Here is an 18021-nt window from a genome sequence, read left to right on the forward strand (position 1 = left end):
ATGAACTCTTCGACCCTAGAACACACCGACCAGGCCACGCTGGAGGAACTGAGCGCCTCGCTGCCACCCGCCGAACTGGTCCAGGTGCTGGCCAGCCGCATGCGCGCGGGCCGGCATGACGAAGTGGGCGCCTTCACGCGCAAGGCCTTCGACGACTATTCCAACCCCATCCGCGCCCTGGGCAACTTCGATCTGCCCTGGACCCATGACCATGACCTGTGGCTGGCCTTCGCGCGGCAGACCATCCCCTTCGGGTGCAGGATCGACGGCAGCCTGGACGGCGACATTCCACGCCATAGCCCCGAGCTTGCGGCCGAGTTCGAGCAGATGGCGCGCGCCAGCCTGGCCCGTCCACCTGCGCCGGACGGCGACAACGACTACCGTGAAATCCGCATCCTGGACATGTTCGGCTGGCTCTGGTACCCGGGCATCAGCCGTGAACGGGTGATGCAGCTGCTGGACTGGGCCGCAGAGCTGAACGTCCAGTCCGGTGGCGGGTATGACAGAGCCGACTGGAAGTTGCTGCTGGGCAGCCTGGACGACCAGGACCTGATGGAGCTGGCCGAGCGCGGTGGCGCGCTCTATGCCGACATCCGCGATGTCTACATGAAGCGGCACAGCGACGTTCCGCACCCGCAGCGCTGCGCGCCCTGGTACGACTTCTACCGCCGCCATCCCGACTGGTTCGACGACAAGCCCATCAACGAAGACGCGGGCCTGATCGCGCTGCGCTGGGACCTGGGCGCCGACGCCCAGCGGCGCCTGGAACTGGTCAACCTGCTGCTGGGCAGGGCGGACCATGAGCCGGCCGACTACTTCATCCCCATTTTCGACCGCCTGGTGCGGGAGGATGCCGCGCCCTTCGTCGCCTGGATCGAAGGATGGCAGCCCAAGTACCACTTCGATGCGGTGGTCGCCCAGCAGATCTGGAAGGCACGCTACCCGGAGCTTTTGCCCCATCTGCTGCGCTGCATATTGCAGAAATCGCGGATCGAGCCCTTCATCGGCCTGCTCAACCAGATGCTGACCGAGCAGCCCGACTATCTGCGCGAGATTCCCACCGTGCGCCTGGCCCCGCTGCTGGCGCAGCTGGACCCGGCCATGCTGCATGCCCGGCTGCCCCTGCTGGGCGAACTGCTGGCGGCCAGCAGCTCGCGGGCGCTGCGCGAAGCGGTGGCGCGCTTCATGCAGGGACTGGATGCGCAGGCCGTAGGCGCTGTCTTCGAGTCCAACGCCTGGCTGCAGCGGCGCGAGAAGGCGATGCAGCTGGCCTGCCGCGACATCCTGCTGGTCCACCCCGATCCCGGGGTCGCGCCGCTGCTGCAGGCGCTGCTGCGCACGGGCCTGGACCTGGGCTCCGAAAGCATGGTCGAGGGCCGGCTGCTGGCCCTGGGTGTGCCAGTGCCGGGTGCTTTGACCGTGGCGCAGGGGGAGGGGGGCAGGGTGCCGCTTGACGCACTGGAGGCCCGCGTGGCGCGCTTCAAGCGCTTTTCCAGCAGCATCAAGGCCTATGACCAGCCAGAGACCCTGGCCCTGTTCGCGCCGCTGTCCGGGCATGCGGCCCGCATCGTGCTGCATCTGGTGGCCACGGCCGAGGAAGAGCTGCCGCCGCTGGTGGAGCAGTTGCTGGCCCATGTGCCGGCCGAAAGCCGCGCCCAGCTGTCCCTGCACCTGGTCAATGCCTGGGTGGCCCTGGAGGGCGAGCCCAAGGCGCGCTGGGCGCTGCGACTGGCCAACGGCCATGTCGACGACCGCCTGGTGCAGACCCTGGTGGCCGCCGTGAAGGCCTGGGGCTGGAGCAAGAAGCTGCGCGCCATCATCGCCGTGGAGCAGCTCGGTGCGCTGGACACGCTGTACGCGCTGTCCCAGGTCCAGACCCTGTCCACCTCGCGCAAGCTCAAGGACCTGGTGATTGCGGCAGCGCATGACGCGCTGGAGGCAGCCGCCCAGCGGCGCGGCCTGAGCCTGATCGAGCTGTATGACGAGCTGACGCCCGATTTCGGCCTGGGCGGCGAAGGCCTGGTGCTGGAGGTGGGCCCGCAGCGCTACCGCCTGCAGCTGCAGGGCGACCTGAGCCTGCGCGTGGTGGGCGACAAGGGCAAGGCCTCCAAGACCCTGCCTGCGCTCAAGGACGAATCGCTGCGCCTTCAGTGGAATGCGGCACAGGCCGAATTCAAGACCGTTGCCGCTGGAGTCAAGGCCATCGCCAGGCAGCAGGCGCCGCGCATGGGTACCGCCTTCATGACGGGACAGCGCTGGTCCGTCCCGCGCTGGCGCCGCCTGTTCCTGCAGCATCCCCTGCTGCGCATCATGGGCCGCACCCTGATCTGGCGGCTGGAGCAGGGCGCCAGCTTTCGCATTGCCGAGGACTTTTCCCTGCTCGATGCCGCAGACGATGCCGTGGAGTTGCCCGACGATGCGCAGGTGCTGCTCTGGCATCCGGTCGATGCCGCAGCGGGCGAGGTTGAGGCCTGGCGCACCTGCCTGGCCGACTACGAGCTGCAGCCGCTGATCGACCAGCTGGGCGCGGGTGCGCAACTGCCCGACGCCAGCCAGTGGAAGAACCATGCCCTGCACCCTGCCGGCCCGCTGCAGATACGCCAGGGCGCGCTGTCCGGCCTGTTGGCCAAGTGGAACTACCGCCCTGGCCCCGTGGAAGACGGCCCCGGCATCTACGAGCACAGGCTGGACCTGGCGGGCCCGCAGCTGTACATCGAGCTTCACCACGGGCGCTACATGCCGTTCATGGAACTGGACCACCGCGTGGACATCGCCCATGCCGTGGTCTATGACAGCAGCCACCGCGGCGAGGATGGCCGCTGGCCCCGGCTGCAGCCGCAGCAGTGGCCGCGCGCGCTGCAGGCCACGCTGATGGCGCAGTTCGCGGCCATCGCCGCCAAATCGGCCAGCACCCAAGAGAGCGACTGATGGCCACCAAACGCATTGCTGCTGCCACCCCGGAGCCTGCTGCCCAGCGGCTGCCGGCCGAGATGGCCCATGCCCAGGAACTTGCGGCCCTGCAGGCCGCCGACCAGGGCCCGCGCCCCGACGGCTGGCGCCTGAGCCCGCGCTCCGTGCGGCTCTTCATCCTGGGCGGCCCGGCCCCGGATGGCGGCGGCCCCGAAATCGCCCGCAAGATCCACGGCAACGATGCCCTGGTCGAGCGCGCCATCGTCACCCTGGCCGGCCAGCGCGGCCTGATGCTGGTGGGCGAGCCGGGCACGGCCAAGTCCCTGCTGTCCGAGCTGCTGGCCGCCGCCATCAGCGGCGACAGCAAGCTCACCGTGCAGGGCGGTGCCGGCGTGGTGGAGGAGCAGATCCGCTATGGCTGGAACTACGCCCTGCTGCTGCGCGACGGCCCCGGCCCCGAGGCCCTGGTGCCCGGCCCGCTGCACCGCGCCATGGGCGAAGGGCGGCTGCTGCGCTTCGAGGAGATCACGCGCTGCTCCACCGAAGTGCAGGACTGCATGGTGCCCGTGCTCTCCGACCGGCTGCTGCAGATTCCCGAACTCAAGCACGAGCAGCCCTGGCTGCTGGCACGGCCGGGCTTCAATGTGATTGCCACGGCCAACCTGCGCGATCGCGGCGTCAACGAGATGTCGGCCGCGCTCAAGCGCCGCTTCAACTTCGAGACCATGCGCCCGCTCGAAGGCGTGGCCGTGCAGGCCGCATTGATAGGGCAGGAGGTGGGCCGCGCACTGGCGCAGCAGCGCATCGGCACCACCGTCGCGCCCGATGTGCTGGCCCTGCTGGCCACGGCCTTCCAGGAGCTGCGCAGCGGCAGCGTGGAGGGCACGGCCGTGGAGCGGCCGGGCACCGTGCTGTCCACGGCCGAGGCCATCGACGTGGCCTTCAACGCTGCCTGCCAGTGCTGGTACTTCGGGCAGGAGCGCGTGGGTCCGGCCCACCTGGCGCGCCACCTGCTGGGCACGGTGATCAAGGACGACGACGAGGACCGTCGCCGCTTCGCCGAATACCTGCGCGTGGTGGCACGCCAGCGTGCAGGGCAGCCGGCTTGGCAGGACTTTGTCGCAGGCGGCCGTGAGCACTGAGGCCGCAGAGGCCATCGCCTGGCTGGCGCCGCTGCCGCAGCTGCGCCTGGTGCCCGTGCGCCACCACAGCCCGCGCTGCGCCCATCACCTGCGCGCGCTGATGCGCGAGTTCAAGCCCACCCACGTGCTGATCGAAGGCCCGGGCGAACTCGATGCCCTGCTGCCTGCGCTGCAGCACGCCCAGGCGCGTCCGCCGCTGGCGGCCTACCTGCATGCGACCGTGGCAGGCGGCGATGGCGCACATGAAACGAATGGCTCGAATGGCGCTTTGGAGGACGACTGGCGCTGCCGCTGCTATGTGCCCTTTGCGGCCTTCTCTCCTGAATGGGTGGCCCTGCGCGAGGCGGTGCGGCTGCGCAGCCATGTGCGCTTCATCGACCTGCCCTATGCGGCGCGGCTTGCTCAGGCCGCGCAGCTGGACTACTTCGCCTGCGCGCCCGAACCCCTGCTGGCCGACGAACCCTCGCGGCGCGCGCCCGACGTGCTGGCCGGCCTCATCCAGGCCGGCGGCTGCCGCGACTTCGACGAATGGTGGGACCGGCATTACGAATCGGGCAATGAGGACGCCTCGCCCCAGGCGTACTTTGCCGGCGTGCTGGCCTTCAGCCAGCTGCTGCGCGAGCGGGACGAGGCAGCGGGCGGCGCGGGTCCTGATGCCGAAGACAGGGCTCGCGAGGCCCACATGGCCGCCCAGGTCCGCGAGGCCCTGGCCGAAGGCGGGCGCTGCCTGGTGGTCTGCGGCGGCTTTCATGTGGCGGGCATCGTGGCTGGCATCACCGCTGGCCTGTTGGCGCCCGAGCGTCCGGCTGCGGCCGGTCAGCCCATCGATGTGGGCGTGCATCTCATCCCCTACACGCTGCGGCGGCTGGAGCGTGCCAGCGGCTACGCGGCCGGCATGCCCATGCCCGGCTACTACCAGGGCGTTTGGCAGGCGCTGGAGCAGGGCGCCTCGCAACCCGATGCCCAGGCCTGGCCCGAGATGGCGGCACGCACCGTGAACGGCCTGCGTGCCCGGGGCCTGCCCGCCAGCCTGCCCGACGCGGCAGAGGCCGTGCGCCTGGCCCATGGCCTGGCTGCACTGCGCGCCTGCCACGGCGGCCGGGCGGAGCTGCTGGAAGCGCTGGACAGCGCCGTGTTCAAGGAGCATGCCCAGGCCCTGCGTCCGCAGCCTATGGAGCCGCAGGCCGGGCAGCAGACTGGTCAATGGCTGCTGGACGCCGACGACTACGGCCAGCTGCCACCCAACGCGCCGGCCGCCCCGCTGCTGGTCGATGTACAGGCCTTCTGCCTGCGCCACCGCCTGCCCGTGCGGCCTGCCGCACCCGTGCGCAAGGAGCTGGACATCTACCGCAGCGCCCGCCACCGCCGCCTGTCGCAGGGACTGCACCGGCTGCGCTACCTGGGCGTGCCCTATGCGCAATGCCTGGCGGGACCGGACTTTGTGGCGGGCACCGGCCTGGCGCGCGTGCGCGAGGTCTGGACGCTGGGCTGGCAGGTCGAGACCACGGTGGCACTCACCGAGGCCATGCGCCACGGCTCCAGCCTGCAAGAGGCCGCTGTCCACCGCGTGCTGGAGCGGCTGTCGCAGACCGCCGACACCGAGCCGGCGCAGCGCGTGCTGGAAGTGCTGGTCATGGGCCTGGACGGCATTGCCCAGCAGGTGCTGGACACCGTGCAGGCCTGGATGGAGCGCAGCCACGACGCCCTGGCCCTGGCCCGCGCCACCGGCTGCCTGGCCCTGGCCTACGAGGCCCGCCATGCGCTGGGCGGCGTGGGCCTGGCGCGCCTGCTGCCGCTGCTGCGGCGCTGCTTTGCGCAGGCCTGCCTGCGCCTGCCCTGGCTGGGCGAGGGCGTTGCATCCCAGCAGGCACAGGCCCTGGATGCCCTGGCCGATCTGCACGGCATGGTCTGCCGCCACGCGCCCTGGGCCGACGCCGGCCTGTTCCACGATGCCTGTGCCGCCTTGCATGAGGCAGGAGCCGGTAGCACGCCTGCGCGCGTGCGCGGCGCCACCGCCGGCATCCTGAGCATGGCCGGCCGCTGGCAGATTGCGCAGACCGATGCCGCCCTGCGCGCCATGCTGGGCCTGGCGCAGGTCGATGCTGCCGCCATGGGCGAGTACCTGCAGGGCTTTGTGCGCGTGGCCAAGGGCTGGCTGCTCAGTCATCCGCCGCTGCTGCGCCTGCTCAGCGACGGCATTGCGCACTGGCCGCAAGACGCCTTCCTGGCCGGCCTGCCGGCCTTGCGGCTGGCCTTTGCCCAGCTGACCCGTGCCGAACTGCGGCAACTGGCCGGGCGGCTGGCCGGTTTGTCGGGCGCGGCCACGCCACCTGGCGCAACCACGCTGGCCTGCGTGCACCTGCCATCGGACGAGGCCCTGGCGCACAGCCGCGCCCTGGCGGCCCAGGTGGGCCGGCTGCTGCAACCCTGGGGACTGTCATGAGCCGGAAAGATCCGCCAATGCACAAACTGCCAATGCACGAGCCGCCAATGCAGGAACAGGCAATCGATGCCGCCACCCTGCGGCGCTGGCGCCTCATCCTCGGGCCCGAGGCGGCCCAGCCCCTGGCTGCGGCGCAGCCGCTCGATGACGCCGATGCGCGCCGCGACGCGGCACTGGACTATCTCTACCAGCGCGAGCACCGCCTGCGCGAGCAGCCCGACGGTGCAGGCACCGACGCCTGGCAGGGCACGGGCGGGCTGTCCGCGCGCCAGGGCGGCAGCGGCGTGCCCGAGCCCCAGGCCGTGCACTGGCTGGGCGAGGTGCGCGACCTGTTCCCGCGCAGCGCCGTGGAAACGCTGCAGCGTGATGCGCTGTCGCGCTACGGGCTGCACGGCCTGCTCGGCGACCCCCAGGTACTGGCCCAGGCCACGCCCAGCATTGAATTGGTGGCCGCGCTGATGGCCGTGCGCGCCAGCCTGCCCGTGCAGGTGCTGGACGAGGCCCGGCGGCTGGTGGCACGCGTGGTGGCGGATCTGCAGGCACGGCTGTCCTCGCGCGTGCACTCGGCCTTCGGGCGGCGGCGCAGGCGCCGCAGTAGCCGGGGCCAGGGGCAGATGAGCGATCTGGACTGGCCGCGCACCCTGCGCCACAACCTGCGCCACTACCAGAGCGAGGAGCAGGTGCTGGTGCTGGAGCGCCTGTTCTTCAGGGAGAACGAGGCGCAGCGCCTGACCTGGGACCTGTGGCTGCTGGTGGACCAGAGCGGCTCCATGTACGAATCCGTCATCCACAGCGCCGTGATGGGCAGCATCTTCGCGCGCGTGCGCGCCTTGCGCACCCATGTGCTGCTGTTCGCCGACGAGGTGGCCGATGTCACCGGCCAGTTGCATGCGCCCGAAGAACTGCTGCTGGGCGCGCAACTGGGCGGAGGCACGAATATCGGTGCCGCCCTGGCGCATGCGGCCGGGCAGCTGGGCGCGCCGCGCCGCAGCGTGGTCGTGCTGATCACCGATCTCTACGAAGGCCATGACGAGGCCCGCGTCATCGCCGAGACCGAGCGGCTGATCGCCAGCGGTGCGCGCGTGCTGGTGCTGGCCGCCCTGGATCGCCGCGCCCATCCCGACTACGACCGGGACCTGGCTGCGCAACTGGTGGAACGCGGTGCGCAGGTCGGCGCCATGACGCCCGACCATCTGGTGGACTGGCTGGCCCGTGTCATGCAGGCAGGGCGATCCTCATGATGCAGGAATGGCTGCGCACCCTGGACGATGACGCCATTGCCGACTGGGCCAACAAGGGCCTGCTCAAGCGCGGCGCAAAGGCCCTGGCGACATTGGATGCGGCGGCCTGGGAGCTGGATGCCAGCCATGCCCGGGCCGATATCGAAGGCCATGTCCAGACCCTGGCCGGCGCGGGCTTTGCCACGCTGCAATGCAGCTGCCCGGCGTATGGACCCTGCCACCATCTGTGCGCCCTGCTGCTGGGCCTGCGCGCGCGCCTGGCCAGCGGAGGGGCGGCCGATGAGGCAGCACAGGCCCCTATCGCGCCATGGCTGGAGGGCGATGCCGAGGCCGTGGCGCGGGCCTTCGGCAGCGCTGCCCAGCGCAAGGCCCTGCGCTGGATGGCACAGGGTTTCGAGGCCGTGCTGGAAGAGACGCCGGCCGCGCTGGTCGGTGAACTCTCCAATCCCGACGAAGTGACCGTGCGCCTGCCGCGTGCTGGCGGCCTGGCGGCGGCCAGTTGCAGCTGCAAGGCCGCCACCTGCGCGCACCGCGCCCTGGTGGCATTGCAGGCCCGGCGCGCAGCGGGCGCACCCATGCCCGAGCTGCCTGCGCATGCGCTGGAAGCCGGCGCACTGCAGCGTCTGGCGCAGGTGAGGCTCTGGCTGACCGGCTGGGTGCTGCAGGGCCGTGCCGGCATGAGCCCGGCCTTCCTCGACCAGGGCGAGGCACTGTCCACCGAACTGCGCCAGGCCGACCTGCCGCGCCCCGCCAGCGTGCTCAACCTGCTGGTGCGCGCCTTGCGCGACGAGCGCGCGGGCCGTGCCGGCGCGGCCGAGCGCGTGGCGCCCCTGCTGGCAGCGCTGTGGATGCTGCTGCGCGGCCGGGCCCAGCAACCCCTGCCTCGGCCCCTGCAGGAGCTGGCTGGCGTGCATAGGCGCAGCTACCGGCGCGTACAAGGCCTGTGTCTGCATGCCGTGGCGGCCGAGCTGTGGCTGGCGCGCGGAGGGCAGCGCGGTTTTTCGGTGCACTTGCAGGATGCGGCCAGTGGCCGGTTCCTGACCTGGTCGGCATCGCGCGCTGAGGGCTTTGATCCGCAATGGGAGCCTGCCCAGGCGCTGGAATCGGAAACCCTGGGCGGCCTCACGGCAAGGCAGCTGCTGCAAGGTCCTCATGTGCTGGTGGACGGCTGGGTCAGCGACGACGGCCGCCTTTCGGCACGGGATGCCACCCGGCTGGTGGCGGCCCAGGCGGCCGGCCCCTTGCCGGGGGCCGACGACCCCCAGGTCCTGCTGCGCCGCCATCTGCAGGAGCTGCATGCCGACCCCTGGCGCCAGCAGCCGCCCCTTTGGGCGCGATGGCAGGTGAGCGGCAGCGGCCTGCCGCAGACTGACCTGCTGCTGCAGCGCTGGACGATGGAGCTGCAACCGCAGCTGCCAACCTCCGGCCCCGTCATATGCCTGGCCGGTGATCTGCACGGCATGCAGGGCAGGGCGGGCGAGGCCCTGCGCCGGGAGCTGGCGTGCGGCCGGGTGCTGCAGGAGGTCTTTGGCCGCGTGGAATTCGTGGCCGGGCGATTGCAGATGGCCGTGGCATCGGTGCGCTGGCGGGACAGTACGGACTGGCACCATCCCAGCACGGCCTGGAAGCCGCCGCCAGCGCCGGGCAGCAGGGAGAAACAGCCATGAGCACGGCACCGAACGAAAACGCCGAGGCGCCGCTGCGCCATTGGCTGGCACAGGGCCAGGTCTGGCTGGCCGATATGCAGGCCGCAGGCCTGGTGGGTGCCGGCGCACCGCTGCTGGCCGCAGGCCGGGCCTGGGCCGATCAGGCCGCACTGCTGGGCTGGTCCGCCCTGGCACGGCAGATGGACGGCGTGCTGGACCCACAGCTTCCGCCGATGGAGCGCGCGGCCGCCCTGCTCGATATCGCGGTCTGGGTCATGACCGCGCAGCGGCTGCAGGCCGATGCGGATCAGTCCTTGCCCTGAAAAAAGCCATTGAGCTCGGCGCCCGGCGTGGCCTGGGCGAACGCGTCGAAGCGCCCCGTCTCGGCAATGGAGCGCGCCGCATGCAGAAAGCCGCCCCAGGCTGCGCGCGCCAGTGCGCCGCCCACGCTGATGCGGCGCACGCCCATGGCCTCGGCATCCTGCAGGCTCCATTCGCTGGCCCCTCCGATCAGCAGATTCACCGGCTTGGGTGCCACGGCCGCCACCACGGCACGAATCTGCTCGGCGCTGCGGATGCCGGGTGCGTACAGGCAGTCCGCGCCGGCCTCGGCATAGGCCTTGAGCCGGGCAATGGTGTCGTCGAGATCGGGCCGGCCCACGAAGAAATTCTCCGCACGCCCGACCAGCAAGGTGCTGCCGCCTGCCTCGTCGATGGCAGCGCGGGCGGCGCGCAGCCGGGCCACGGCGTCCTCGATGCTGCGCAAGGGGTTGGCAGCATCGCCTGTCGAATCCTCGATGGACAGCCCTGCCACGCCGGTGTTCAAGGCCATGCGAACGCTCTCTGCCACCTCCTGCGGACCCAGGCCGAAGCCGCTTTCAAAGTCCGCGTTCACGGGCAGGTCGGTGGCCGCGACCAGGGTGCGCAGATGCGCCAGGGTCATGTCGCGCGAGATGGCGCCATCGGGCCGGCCCAGCGACCATGCATGGCCCGAGCTGGTGCTGGCCAGCGCCTTGAAGCCCAGGCCCTGCAGCATGCGGGCGCTGCCGGCGTCCCATGGATTGGGCAGTACAAAGCAGCCCTGGCGGTGCAGGGCCCGGAAGCTGGCACGTTTTTGTTCGGTGGTAGGGGTCATGGAACACTCCGTTTTGACTCTTGAGAAACTCAAGCATCGATTCTCCAAGGCCTGTGAACGCTATCGACCGCCACAGGCTGAATGGCTGCTGGACCTGCCGAGGCACCAACTTCTGCGCATCTTCCTGCATCACTGCCTGGGTTGCATCTTGACGGGCTACCGTTCGTCAGTTCGATTCGCCCCAGCACACATTGCGTTACGATGCCGCGGCTCTCAAATGAAAGCCGTCCTGGGCGAGTGTGTCGCAACGCCTTGGCTGCTATCGGAGGGACGGCTTCACCACGGCATTCTTTTGCCCAGATCATTCGACATGCAGACTCCGACCTCAGCCCTGCCGAGCACCACCTTCACCACCGAGCAGTGCCTGGAGGCGGACAGGTTCGACGCTTGGCGCAGCGGCATCTCTGTACTGTTCGATGTGACCCCGCTGGAACGCGGTACGGTGCGCGGTGGCTTCCACGCCTCGGTAGATGCAGTCCACTTGGGACAATTGCTTTTGGGAGACCTGCGCTTCGGTGCACAGCGCTTCTCGCGCGGACATGCACGCGCGGCCCATGACGGGCTGGACCACTATCTGGTGCAGTGGTACCGGGGAGGCGGCTTCACAGGGCGCTGTGACGATGGTCACGAGCTGACGGTGCAAGCAGGTGATGTGGTCTTCTTCGACATGGCTCGCTGCCAGCATACCGTTGCGGACGACTCCCATGTGCTCTCATTGATCGTGCCCCGCAGCCTTGGCGACCAGGCAATGGGTGCATCGAGTTCAGGCTTGCACGGAACCGTGTTGACCCGCAGCAGCATCTTCGCCGGGCTATTGGCAGATCATCTTTGCGCTCTGCAGCGACGCCTGCCTTCCATCGGCCTGGAGCAAGCTGACGACATAGTGCATGCCACTACCCAGATGCTGGCAGCCTGCCTGCGCCCCAGTCTACGGACGGTGGCCGAGGCTCGGACTGAATTGCAGGCAGCAATGCTGGACCGTATCAAGCGCCATATCGCGCGAAACCTGGCTGCTCCCCTCTCGCCCGAGCTGCTTTGCCGGTGCTTCGGCATCTCACGTCACCGGCTCTACCACCTTTTCGAACCTTTGGGGGGTGTGATGCGCTATGTGCAGCAGCGACGGTTGCAAGAGGCCTTCCATGCCCTGTCAAACCCTGCCTACCGACGCCTGCGTGTCGCCGAGGTGGCCGCACGCCTGGGCTTTGCCAGTGAGGCCCACTTCAGCCGCGCATTCCGGGCCAAATTCGGCCACACACCCAGCGACATACGCGCCATGGCGAATTCCACACGCGCGGCATGCATCAAGCCTCCTTCCGGGACCACTCCCGCCACCGTGGAGTATGCGGACTGGCTGCTGGGGCTCATGGCCTGAGTGCCGGATGGATGGTCTTGCCCCAGGCTAACGCTCAGTCGAAAACGTCAGGGGCTTCTGTATGCAGGATGATCTAATAGGGCGGCCGCAAGCCATGGCCTGGCTTGTTTCCGAAGACCCACTCCCTTTTCGCATATGCATCTTCTGCAGCGTTGTAGCTTTGTCTTTGCCTGTCTTGCCCTGCCGGCATTCGTTCACGCCGCAGACTTCGACAAGAAAAACTGCACCTACAAAGGCATCCGCCTCTACGGCAAGGTCCAGCTCGTGCAGTCCTTCCCCGACATCAAGGTCCAGGCAACCAGTTCTTTCCCGGACCTCAAGGTCAAGGTGGTGAACTCCTCCGCAGACCGTTGCGGAGAGTGGCAGATCGTCACCTCTTTCCCTGACTTCAAGGTCCAGATGGTCAACTCCTTCCCGGACCTGAAAGTCGAGATGGGCAGTTCATCGCCTGGCGTGCGATAGCGCCCCGGCGCCGCTGCGGCGGCGCCTGCTCCTCAGTCCAGAGATTGGCCCGCGCGCGCAAATGAAGAGTGCGCGAGGAAAGCTGGAGCGGGCGTAAGGACTACTAAAGCTGCCCCAAGCAATTGAACCAAAAGCACATTTTTGCGTGTGATCGATACGAATGCACATGCCAGTGTACATATCTCGCCATGATTGCGTCAGGGGCTCACGACCCTCGATTTCGGGATCCTAGGGTCAATGCAACGAGGCATGAACACTGGCTGATCGAGCACTTGTCGATGCAGCCCCGGCATGCTCGCCGGAGGCAACGCTCAGGTAAATCACTGGAGCGTGCCCGTGGTCCCAAGATCTGCGCTCTGCTCTCGACCTGGCCCAGCGATCAGGCCACGTCCTTACCCAAGTGATCCGGCCTATTGATCCTCACATGGAAATCATCATGGACTTCCTAGAGTCGTATCGGACCCCCGAGGGCTCATGGATGGCCGACGATCAGCCGTTGCGCATGTACACAAGCCCGACCCGTGGTCAGTTCCCTGTGCTCATGGGGATGTTTGGTAGCCGTCGTCTTTGCCGGCTATTTCTTGACCCCAAAGGCAGCTACGCTGCGGACATCAGTGATGCGCAGTTGCTGATGCAGGCGGTGGACAGCCAGGTTGCGGCTCATATATTGGAGAAGGCTCGGTTGCCTAGGTCTGTGGTCAAACAGCCTGATCTGGCAAGGCTGCTGCCGGTTCTGAGCTACGGATCGAGGGATCCTGGCCCAACGATTACGCTGGGCTTGGTGTATGCGCGAGATGCGAAGGCTGGGATAGGCAATTGTTCTTTCCACCGAATCACCGTCAAGGATGGGTCCGTGGCGATAGGAATCTATCCCGGCGGGCACCTTCAACGCCTCATCGACGCCCATGTTGCCCGAGGTGTGCAGCTATCGGTATCCGTCAACATCGGCATTGATCCGGCGATCTACCTTGCTTCGGTATTGGGTCGCCCAAGTGTCGATTTCGGGTTTGACGAACTGGCTGCGGCAGGCGCTCTGCGTGAGATGGCGGTGGAGATAGCACCTTGCTTTCACAACCAGGGGTGGTTCATCGACCATGCCGAGATCACCTTGGAGGGAGCGCTTGGCGAGGAAATGGAGTTCGAATCTCCATTTCCCGATGGACTTTCCATGCCCGAGTACCTGGGGTACCAATCCCCTTGGGGCATGGTGTCTACCTTGCAGATTCAGGCAGCAACCTTCAGACCGGATGCGGTCTATCAGACGCTGTCAGGACCAGGGATGGAGCAGTCTACGCTGCTGGGCATTGGGCAGGAGTGTGCGGTGTATGCCAAGCTACGGGAATGGCGAATACTGGATTTGGTGCGTTCGGTTGTATCACTGCCTTCAGGGGGTGGACACCTGCTGACGGTGCTGCAGGTGTCCAAAAAGGCCCCGCAAGACGATGCGAAGATTCTCGACATCGCCGAAGCATTGATCGGGGAGGTATCTTCGCTGATGAACCTCCTCATTGTTGATTGGGATGTCAACGCCCGGTCTCCTGCTGATGTGCTTTGGGCCTTGGCGACTCGTTCTCGCCTGGACATGGATATCCATGCATCTGCGGTGCTACCAGGAACGCCGCTGGACCCCTCGCAATCCCGGGAATATGCGCGGTAGGAGCGGGACGGAACCACCAGAAAATGCGTTGTTGACTGCACCGTACCGAGCGGGCTCCAAGCACGATTCAGACGGGCTTTTGTCGGGGATCTTTGATACAGCGTAGGGCATCTAGCTATGGGCTTGTTGAACTCGTCGTTTGCTGGGGTCGATGCACTATTCCAGTATTGACGGAATGGATTAACACTTGGCAGCATGGTGAGACACGGCCCTGTCAACGCTTCCGAATGCGTGTCAATAACAAGATCGGTCGTAGCCGTAGCTCGCGTGCCCCTTGTTCGTTACTTGGTTGGATTTGTCCGGGCCGAGTTCGACATTGATCACTGCCTGTGTCGCGATTCAAGATGGAGGGAGGTTATGCACATATCAAAGCCCGTTGTCCTGGTTTTGGGCTTCCTTGCTCCGGCTGTCGCGACCACGGAAGCATGGGCGCAAGCGCAGCCTACATCCGGACCTGCCTCTGCGTCGATGCAACGCGACCCAAAGGCGCTCGATGTAATTCCAGCGAACCTCTTCGAGAAGATGTTCTCAAGCAACAAGCTTGTGGGCTCGCCTGGCCTAGCGTGGAAGCGAAAGAGAACGCTCACAGTGGCGTTCTACGGAGGTTCGGAGCCGCTGTATCGCCTGATCGAGGAAGCCGCCCGCGACTGGACATCCATCGGAGGTCAGCTCAAGTTCTCCTTCACGGACACTGTAGGTAAGTACCGCGTTTGGAGTCCAAAGGACAAGACGGTTTCGGCGGACATCCGCATCGGATTTGACCAAGCGGACTATTGGTCGTTGCTGGGTGTCTTGGCAGAGAACGTCGGGCCCGGGGACCCCACCATGAACTTCGGGGGTTTCCCCACCGACCTACAACGCTACTTTGACGGCAAGAACGCCGCCTCGTGGAAGACGTCCTATGAACGCGGCGTCGTGCTTCACGAGTTCGGACACGCGTTGGGTCTTTCGCACGAACACTTCAGCCCGAAGTGCCAGCAAGACTTGAAGATCGAAGATGCCGTGGCGTCCCAGATGGCATCTTCCAAAGTATTGTCCTATGACCAAGCAATGTTCAACTTCGACGCGAAGTACTACGTCAAGGTTCTCAAACAGTTGGCTGGCCCACTGGAGTCAAAGTTATTGACGAGCCCAAATACCGATCAGCGATCCCAGATGCTCTATGTCTTGAGGGACGAGCTATTCAAATCTGGCGCGCAGTCAGTGTGCAAGGCCATCGGTGATCACGGGCAGCCTTGGCCTACCGTTTTGTCCGATGGAGACAAGGCCTTCTACTTGGACAACTATCGGGTCATCAGCTCACCGTTCGGACTTGCTGGCCTCAATGCTGGGAGGAAGGAATGAATCGATTCGCGTCCAAGTGGATCGCGCTGATGACGCTGTCCATCCCGCTTGCATGCTTCGCAGCGGACCCGCCCATCGCCGCCAAGGCAAGCTGCAAGGCCGAAGGTGATCAGGTGAAGTTTCTCTCCGATGTGCCCGGGGATCCCTATGTCTATCTTGAGGCATTGCAGAGGAACATTTACAGCAGCAACGAAGAGAGGGCTGACCCATTCGCAAAGGCAGAGCTCAACAGCCCGCGCTCCGTAGCGTCAATCGCTGAGCTGAAAGCCAGGGCAATGAAGGCGTGCCCGGATCCGGCGAAGCGGGACACCTGCGCATTGGATCCTCAAACGGTCGAGGAGGTCATGGGGTCACTGACCTGTCTGGAACTCCCGACCCGATTTGAGTCACCGTTCTTCTTCGCAATCATCGGACGCTATTTGCCGCCGCTGGAGAAGGCGCGACAGCGGTACGACCCGAAGGCACCCGCAACTCGATTCGGGTCGTTGCCCACTGGCACGTTTAATGCGCAAGCCATCCTGCCGCCTGGCAGTGACGTCCCATTGGTGATCCTCAATCGCGATCTCTTCTACTTTTCGGGCGCGTTCTCCAAAGCAATTTCGGATGCCATTCCGATCACGACGGGTCAGGCGGTTGCCCTCGACTACTCTCCTGACGGCATTCGCAAGAGGCTTCTCGCTAATCCATACATCGTGACCAACTTTGCCGATGCGGCAGCTCGGTTGGTCAAGGACGGCAGCTCCGCGGGCGCGCGAGAAGTGACGCTGGACGAGACCCACAACTTCCTTCATGCCAGGTTGCTCGGCGCTATCGACAGCTTCCTCATGGCGCACGAACAGGCACATTTCATCCTGGGACACACCGGGAAGGCGTCGGTTCCGCTTCATCTGGCCGGCGGAGCCGTCCCGGCCCCGACAGCCGCAACAAAAACCGCGATAGCTAGTGCATCCGGCGCGACGACCTCAGATTCAGTTATTCGAGTGATTTCACGATCACGGCAGCAGGAATTCGACGCCGACGCGCTGGGCTTCAAGCTCATGATGTATGCGTCTCAGGAGAGCAAAGACCCGATTGCGACGTTGGTTGGGGCTGCCGCTCCCCACATGGTGTTTCGAGTGCTGGAGATGGCCGATCGCTACGGCAAAGAGGCCGGCGGATGGACGTTCGCCGATGCGAGCCATCCCTCAGCATCAGAGCGCGTAAAGGCCCTTGAGCCAGTCTTTAATGTCCTCGCAAAGAGCAACCCGATTCTCAAGCAAGCCGATTTCCGAATCGCGTTCGATTCTGCGTTCGATGTTCTTGTGCAGGAGGCCGACCCGCAGATTCGTCAGCGACTGGGCTTGGCAGTCGCTTCGTCGAGATAGTTCGCGCAGAGGGTCGGAGATCTGTGCTGTGTTGCACGAATACTCGTGCGGATCGCCGCGCTTCCAGTAGGACCAGTGACAACAACCAACTTTAGGGGGATTGCTATGTTCAAGACCGTGGCGGCGCTGACTATGCCTCTGGCGCTAGGCGCATGTGTGTCGGCGGAATTCACGAAGGGCATGGCCGAACCGGTACAGACGCTGAAGCAGTCCGCACGGGTCACCGGAGGCGCGGATGGCGACGTGCTTAAGGCCTATGCCGCTGGGATGGTCTCTGACGCGGTGATTCCATCGCTGCCAGACCTTGTCTGCATTCCTAGCGCTGGGCCGGCCGTCGTATCGAAGAATCTTGGAGTATTCGCGGATTCTTTGGACGTCGTGAAGCAAGTTGGAGAGAAGCCCAGCGACACGAGTTACGCCGGGTACATCAAGAAGATGCGCGAGAACGCAGCAAACGCCGCGTCAGCGGGGGCAGGCAACAATGATGAAGCGGCCGCCCAATTAAAGCTGGTGAAGCAGTGGACGCGATGCATGGCACTGCTCGCGGCGGACGACTCCCAAGACAGTCTTCAGCGCATGCCGAAAGCCAGTGGGGCCCTTCCAGCAGGGATTGGCAAGACTCTTGCGCTTGATGCGGTGCTCAAGGTACTTCTTGGGCAGATTGAGAGCGCACAGCGAGAGGCTGCCGTTCAAGACACCATCAAGGCCCTCATTCCCGTTCTTGAGAGCGCTCGAGAGGAGCTGAAACAGGCGCCATCTGCGTCCTTCGGCCCGTTTGTGAAATACCCGGATGATCAAGCATCGGCACCGGCGTTCGAGATGAACAAAACGATCGTCGGCGCCGCAGTGAATATTAGGCGCTGGCTTCTCGCCAAGCAGATCGCGTCTCAATGGACCGCCTTGGCCACGTGCCGGACTGCCATGTCCTGCCTCAAGGACCCGGCGACCCACAGAGTCCTCGATGACTTCACAACAAACGTCGTGCAGTATCGAGCGCTTGCCCGAGTCGACGCTGCCAAGATCGTCAGTTCTCTGGACACGGCCATCGCCGCCGCCAGGAGTTCTTTCGAGGCTGGGAAGAAGATTGAGAACTGGATCGACTCACTGATCGCAGTGAGCGATGCAGTCACCGATCTGTCCGACGTCTATGGAAAGTTTGAAGAGGCCAAGAAGAAGTGATCTGAAGTGGCCCTTCTCCCAGCGCACCATTCGGGCGACGAAGGGCAAGGAGTCCGCCTCCTACTCCCAGACTAAGAGTGGCTAACACCACCGATCCACGAAGCGTGCACAGATGATCGCCGCTGC

The 18021-nt window shown here is 65.9% G+C and carries 13 protein-coding genes; 12 read left to right on the top strand and 1 reads right to left on the bottom strand.

Features of this window, described 5'->3' with window-relative positions:
• From AC5I49_RS12315 to AC5I49_RS12340, 6 genes are read left to right on the top strand one after another with little or no spacing between them, the layout of a single operon-like run.
• Entirely contained in the window at window positions 1-2928 is a 2928-nt protein-coding gene (locus tag AC5I49_RS12315) for a DUF4132 domain-containing protein (protein WP_495789426.1), read from the top strand.
• Window positions 2928-4052, top strand: a complete 1125-nt coding sequence (locus tag AC5I49_RS12320; RefSeq protein WP_495789427.1) for an ATP-binding protein — start codon at window positions 2928-2930, stop codon at window positions 4050-4052. Before AC5I49_RS12315 ends, AC5I49_RS12320 begins: the two co-directional genes overlap by 1 nt.
• Window positions 4042-6495, top strand: coding sequence for a DUF5682 family protein (locus tag AC5I49_RS12325; protein ID WP_495789428.1), 2454 nt, complete (start codon window positions 4042-4044; stop codon window positions 6493-6495). Before AC5I49_RS12320 ends, AC5I49_RS12325 begins: the two co-directional genes overlap by 11 nt.
• 47 nt (window positions 6496-6542) lie before the next feature.
• A complete protein-coding gene (locus AC5I49_RS12330; RefSeq protein ID WP_209802519.1) occupies window positions 6543-7736 on the top strand; it encodes a VWA domain-containing protein in 1194 nt (397 codons plus the stop codon).
• Window positions 7733-9403 (top strand): SWIM zinc finger family protein, encoded by a 1671-nt coding sequence (locus tag AC5I49_RS12335; protein ID WP_495789429.1) that lies wholly within the window; start codon window positions 7733-7735, stop codon window positions 9401-9403. Before AC5I49_RS12330 ends, AC5I49_RS12335 begins: the two co-directional genes overlap by 4 nt.
• A complete protein-coding gene (locus AC5I49_RS12340) occupies window positions 9400-9705 on the top strand; it encodes a hypothetical protein (RefSeq protein WP_495789430.1) in 306 nt (101 codons plus the stop codon). The genes AC5I49_RS12335 and AC5I49_RS12340 overlap by 4 nt, the downstream gene beginning before the upstream one ends.
• Here the strand turns inward: AC5I49_RS12340 and AC5I49_RS12345 are convergent.
• Window positions 9690-10517, bottom strand: a complete 828-nt coding sequence (locus tag AC5I49_RS12345) for an isocitrate lyase/PEP mutase family protein (RefSeq protein WP_374007897.1) — start codon at window positions 10515-10517, stop codon at window positions 9690-9692. The genes AC5I49_RS12340 and AC5I49_RS12345 overlap by 16 nt on opposite strands.
• Between AC5I49_RS12345 and AC5I49_RS12350 the strand changes: the two genes are divergently transcribed.
• The 6 genes from AC5I49_RS12350 to AC5I49_RS12375 all read left to right on the top strand — a co-directional run bounded on the left by AC5I49_RS12350 (window position 10516) and on the right by AC5I49_RS12375 (window position 17895).
• Complete coding sequence (locus tag AC5I49_RS12350; protein WP_495789431.1) at window positions 10516-11889, top strand: helix-turn-helix domain-containing protein; 1374 nt, start codon at window positions 10516-10518, stop codon at window positions 11887-11889. The genes AC5I49_RS12345 and AC5I49_RS12350 overlap by 2 nt on opposite strands.
• A 135-nt stretch (window positions 11890-12024) precedes the next feature.
• On the top strand, window positions 12025-12351 hold the full coding sequence (locus tag AC5I49_RS12355; RefSeq protein WP_016446204.1) for a 7(1) septoil knot domain-containing protein: 327 nt from the start codon (window positions 12025-12027) through the stop codon (window positions 12349-12351).
• A 424-nt stretch (window positions 12352-12775) separates the two neighbouring features.
• Window positions 12776-14008 carry a UbiD family decarboxylase domain-containing protein gene (locus AC5I49_RS12360; protein ID WP_495789432.1) on the top strand — a complete coding sequence of 411 codons (1233 nt, stop codon included), beginning with the start codon at window positions 12776-12778 and terminating at the stop codon, window positions 14006-14008.
• 468 nt (window positions 14009-14476) lie between these two features.
• Window positions 14477-15352 carry a matrixin family metalloprotease gene (locus tag AC5I49_RS12365; protein ID WP_495789433.1) on the top strand — a complete coding sequence of 292 codons (876 nt, stop codon included), beginning with the start codon at window positions 14477-14479 and terminating at the stop codon, window positions 15350-15352.
• A gap of 29 nt (window positions 15353-15381) precedes the next feature.
• The gene (locus AC5I49_RS12370; protein ID WP_495789434.1) at window positions 15382-16716 is read left to right on the top strand and encodes a M48 family metalloprotease; all 1335 of its coding nucleotides are present in this window, start codon (window positions 15382-15384) and stop codon (window positions 16714-16716) included.
• 105 nt (window positions 16717-16821) lie between these two features.
• Window positions 16822-17895, top strand: a complete 1074-nt coding sequence (locus AC5I49_RS12375; protein ID WP_495789435.1) for a hypothetical protein — start codon at window positions 16822-16824, stop codon at window positions 17893-17895.
• Window positions 17896-18021: the final 126 nt, after the last annotated feature.

Source organism: Delftia sp. (assembly GCF_059499305.1).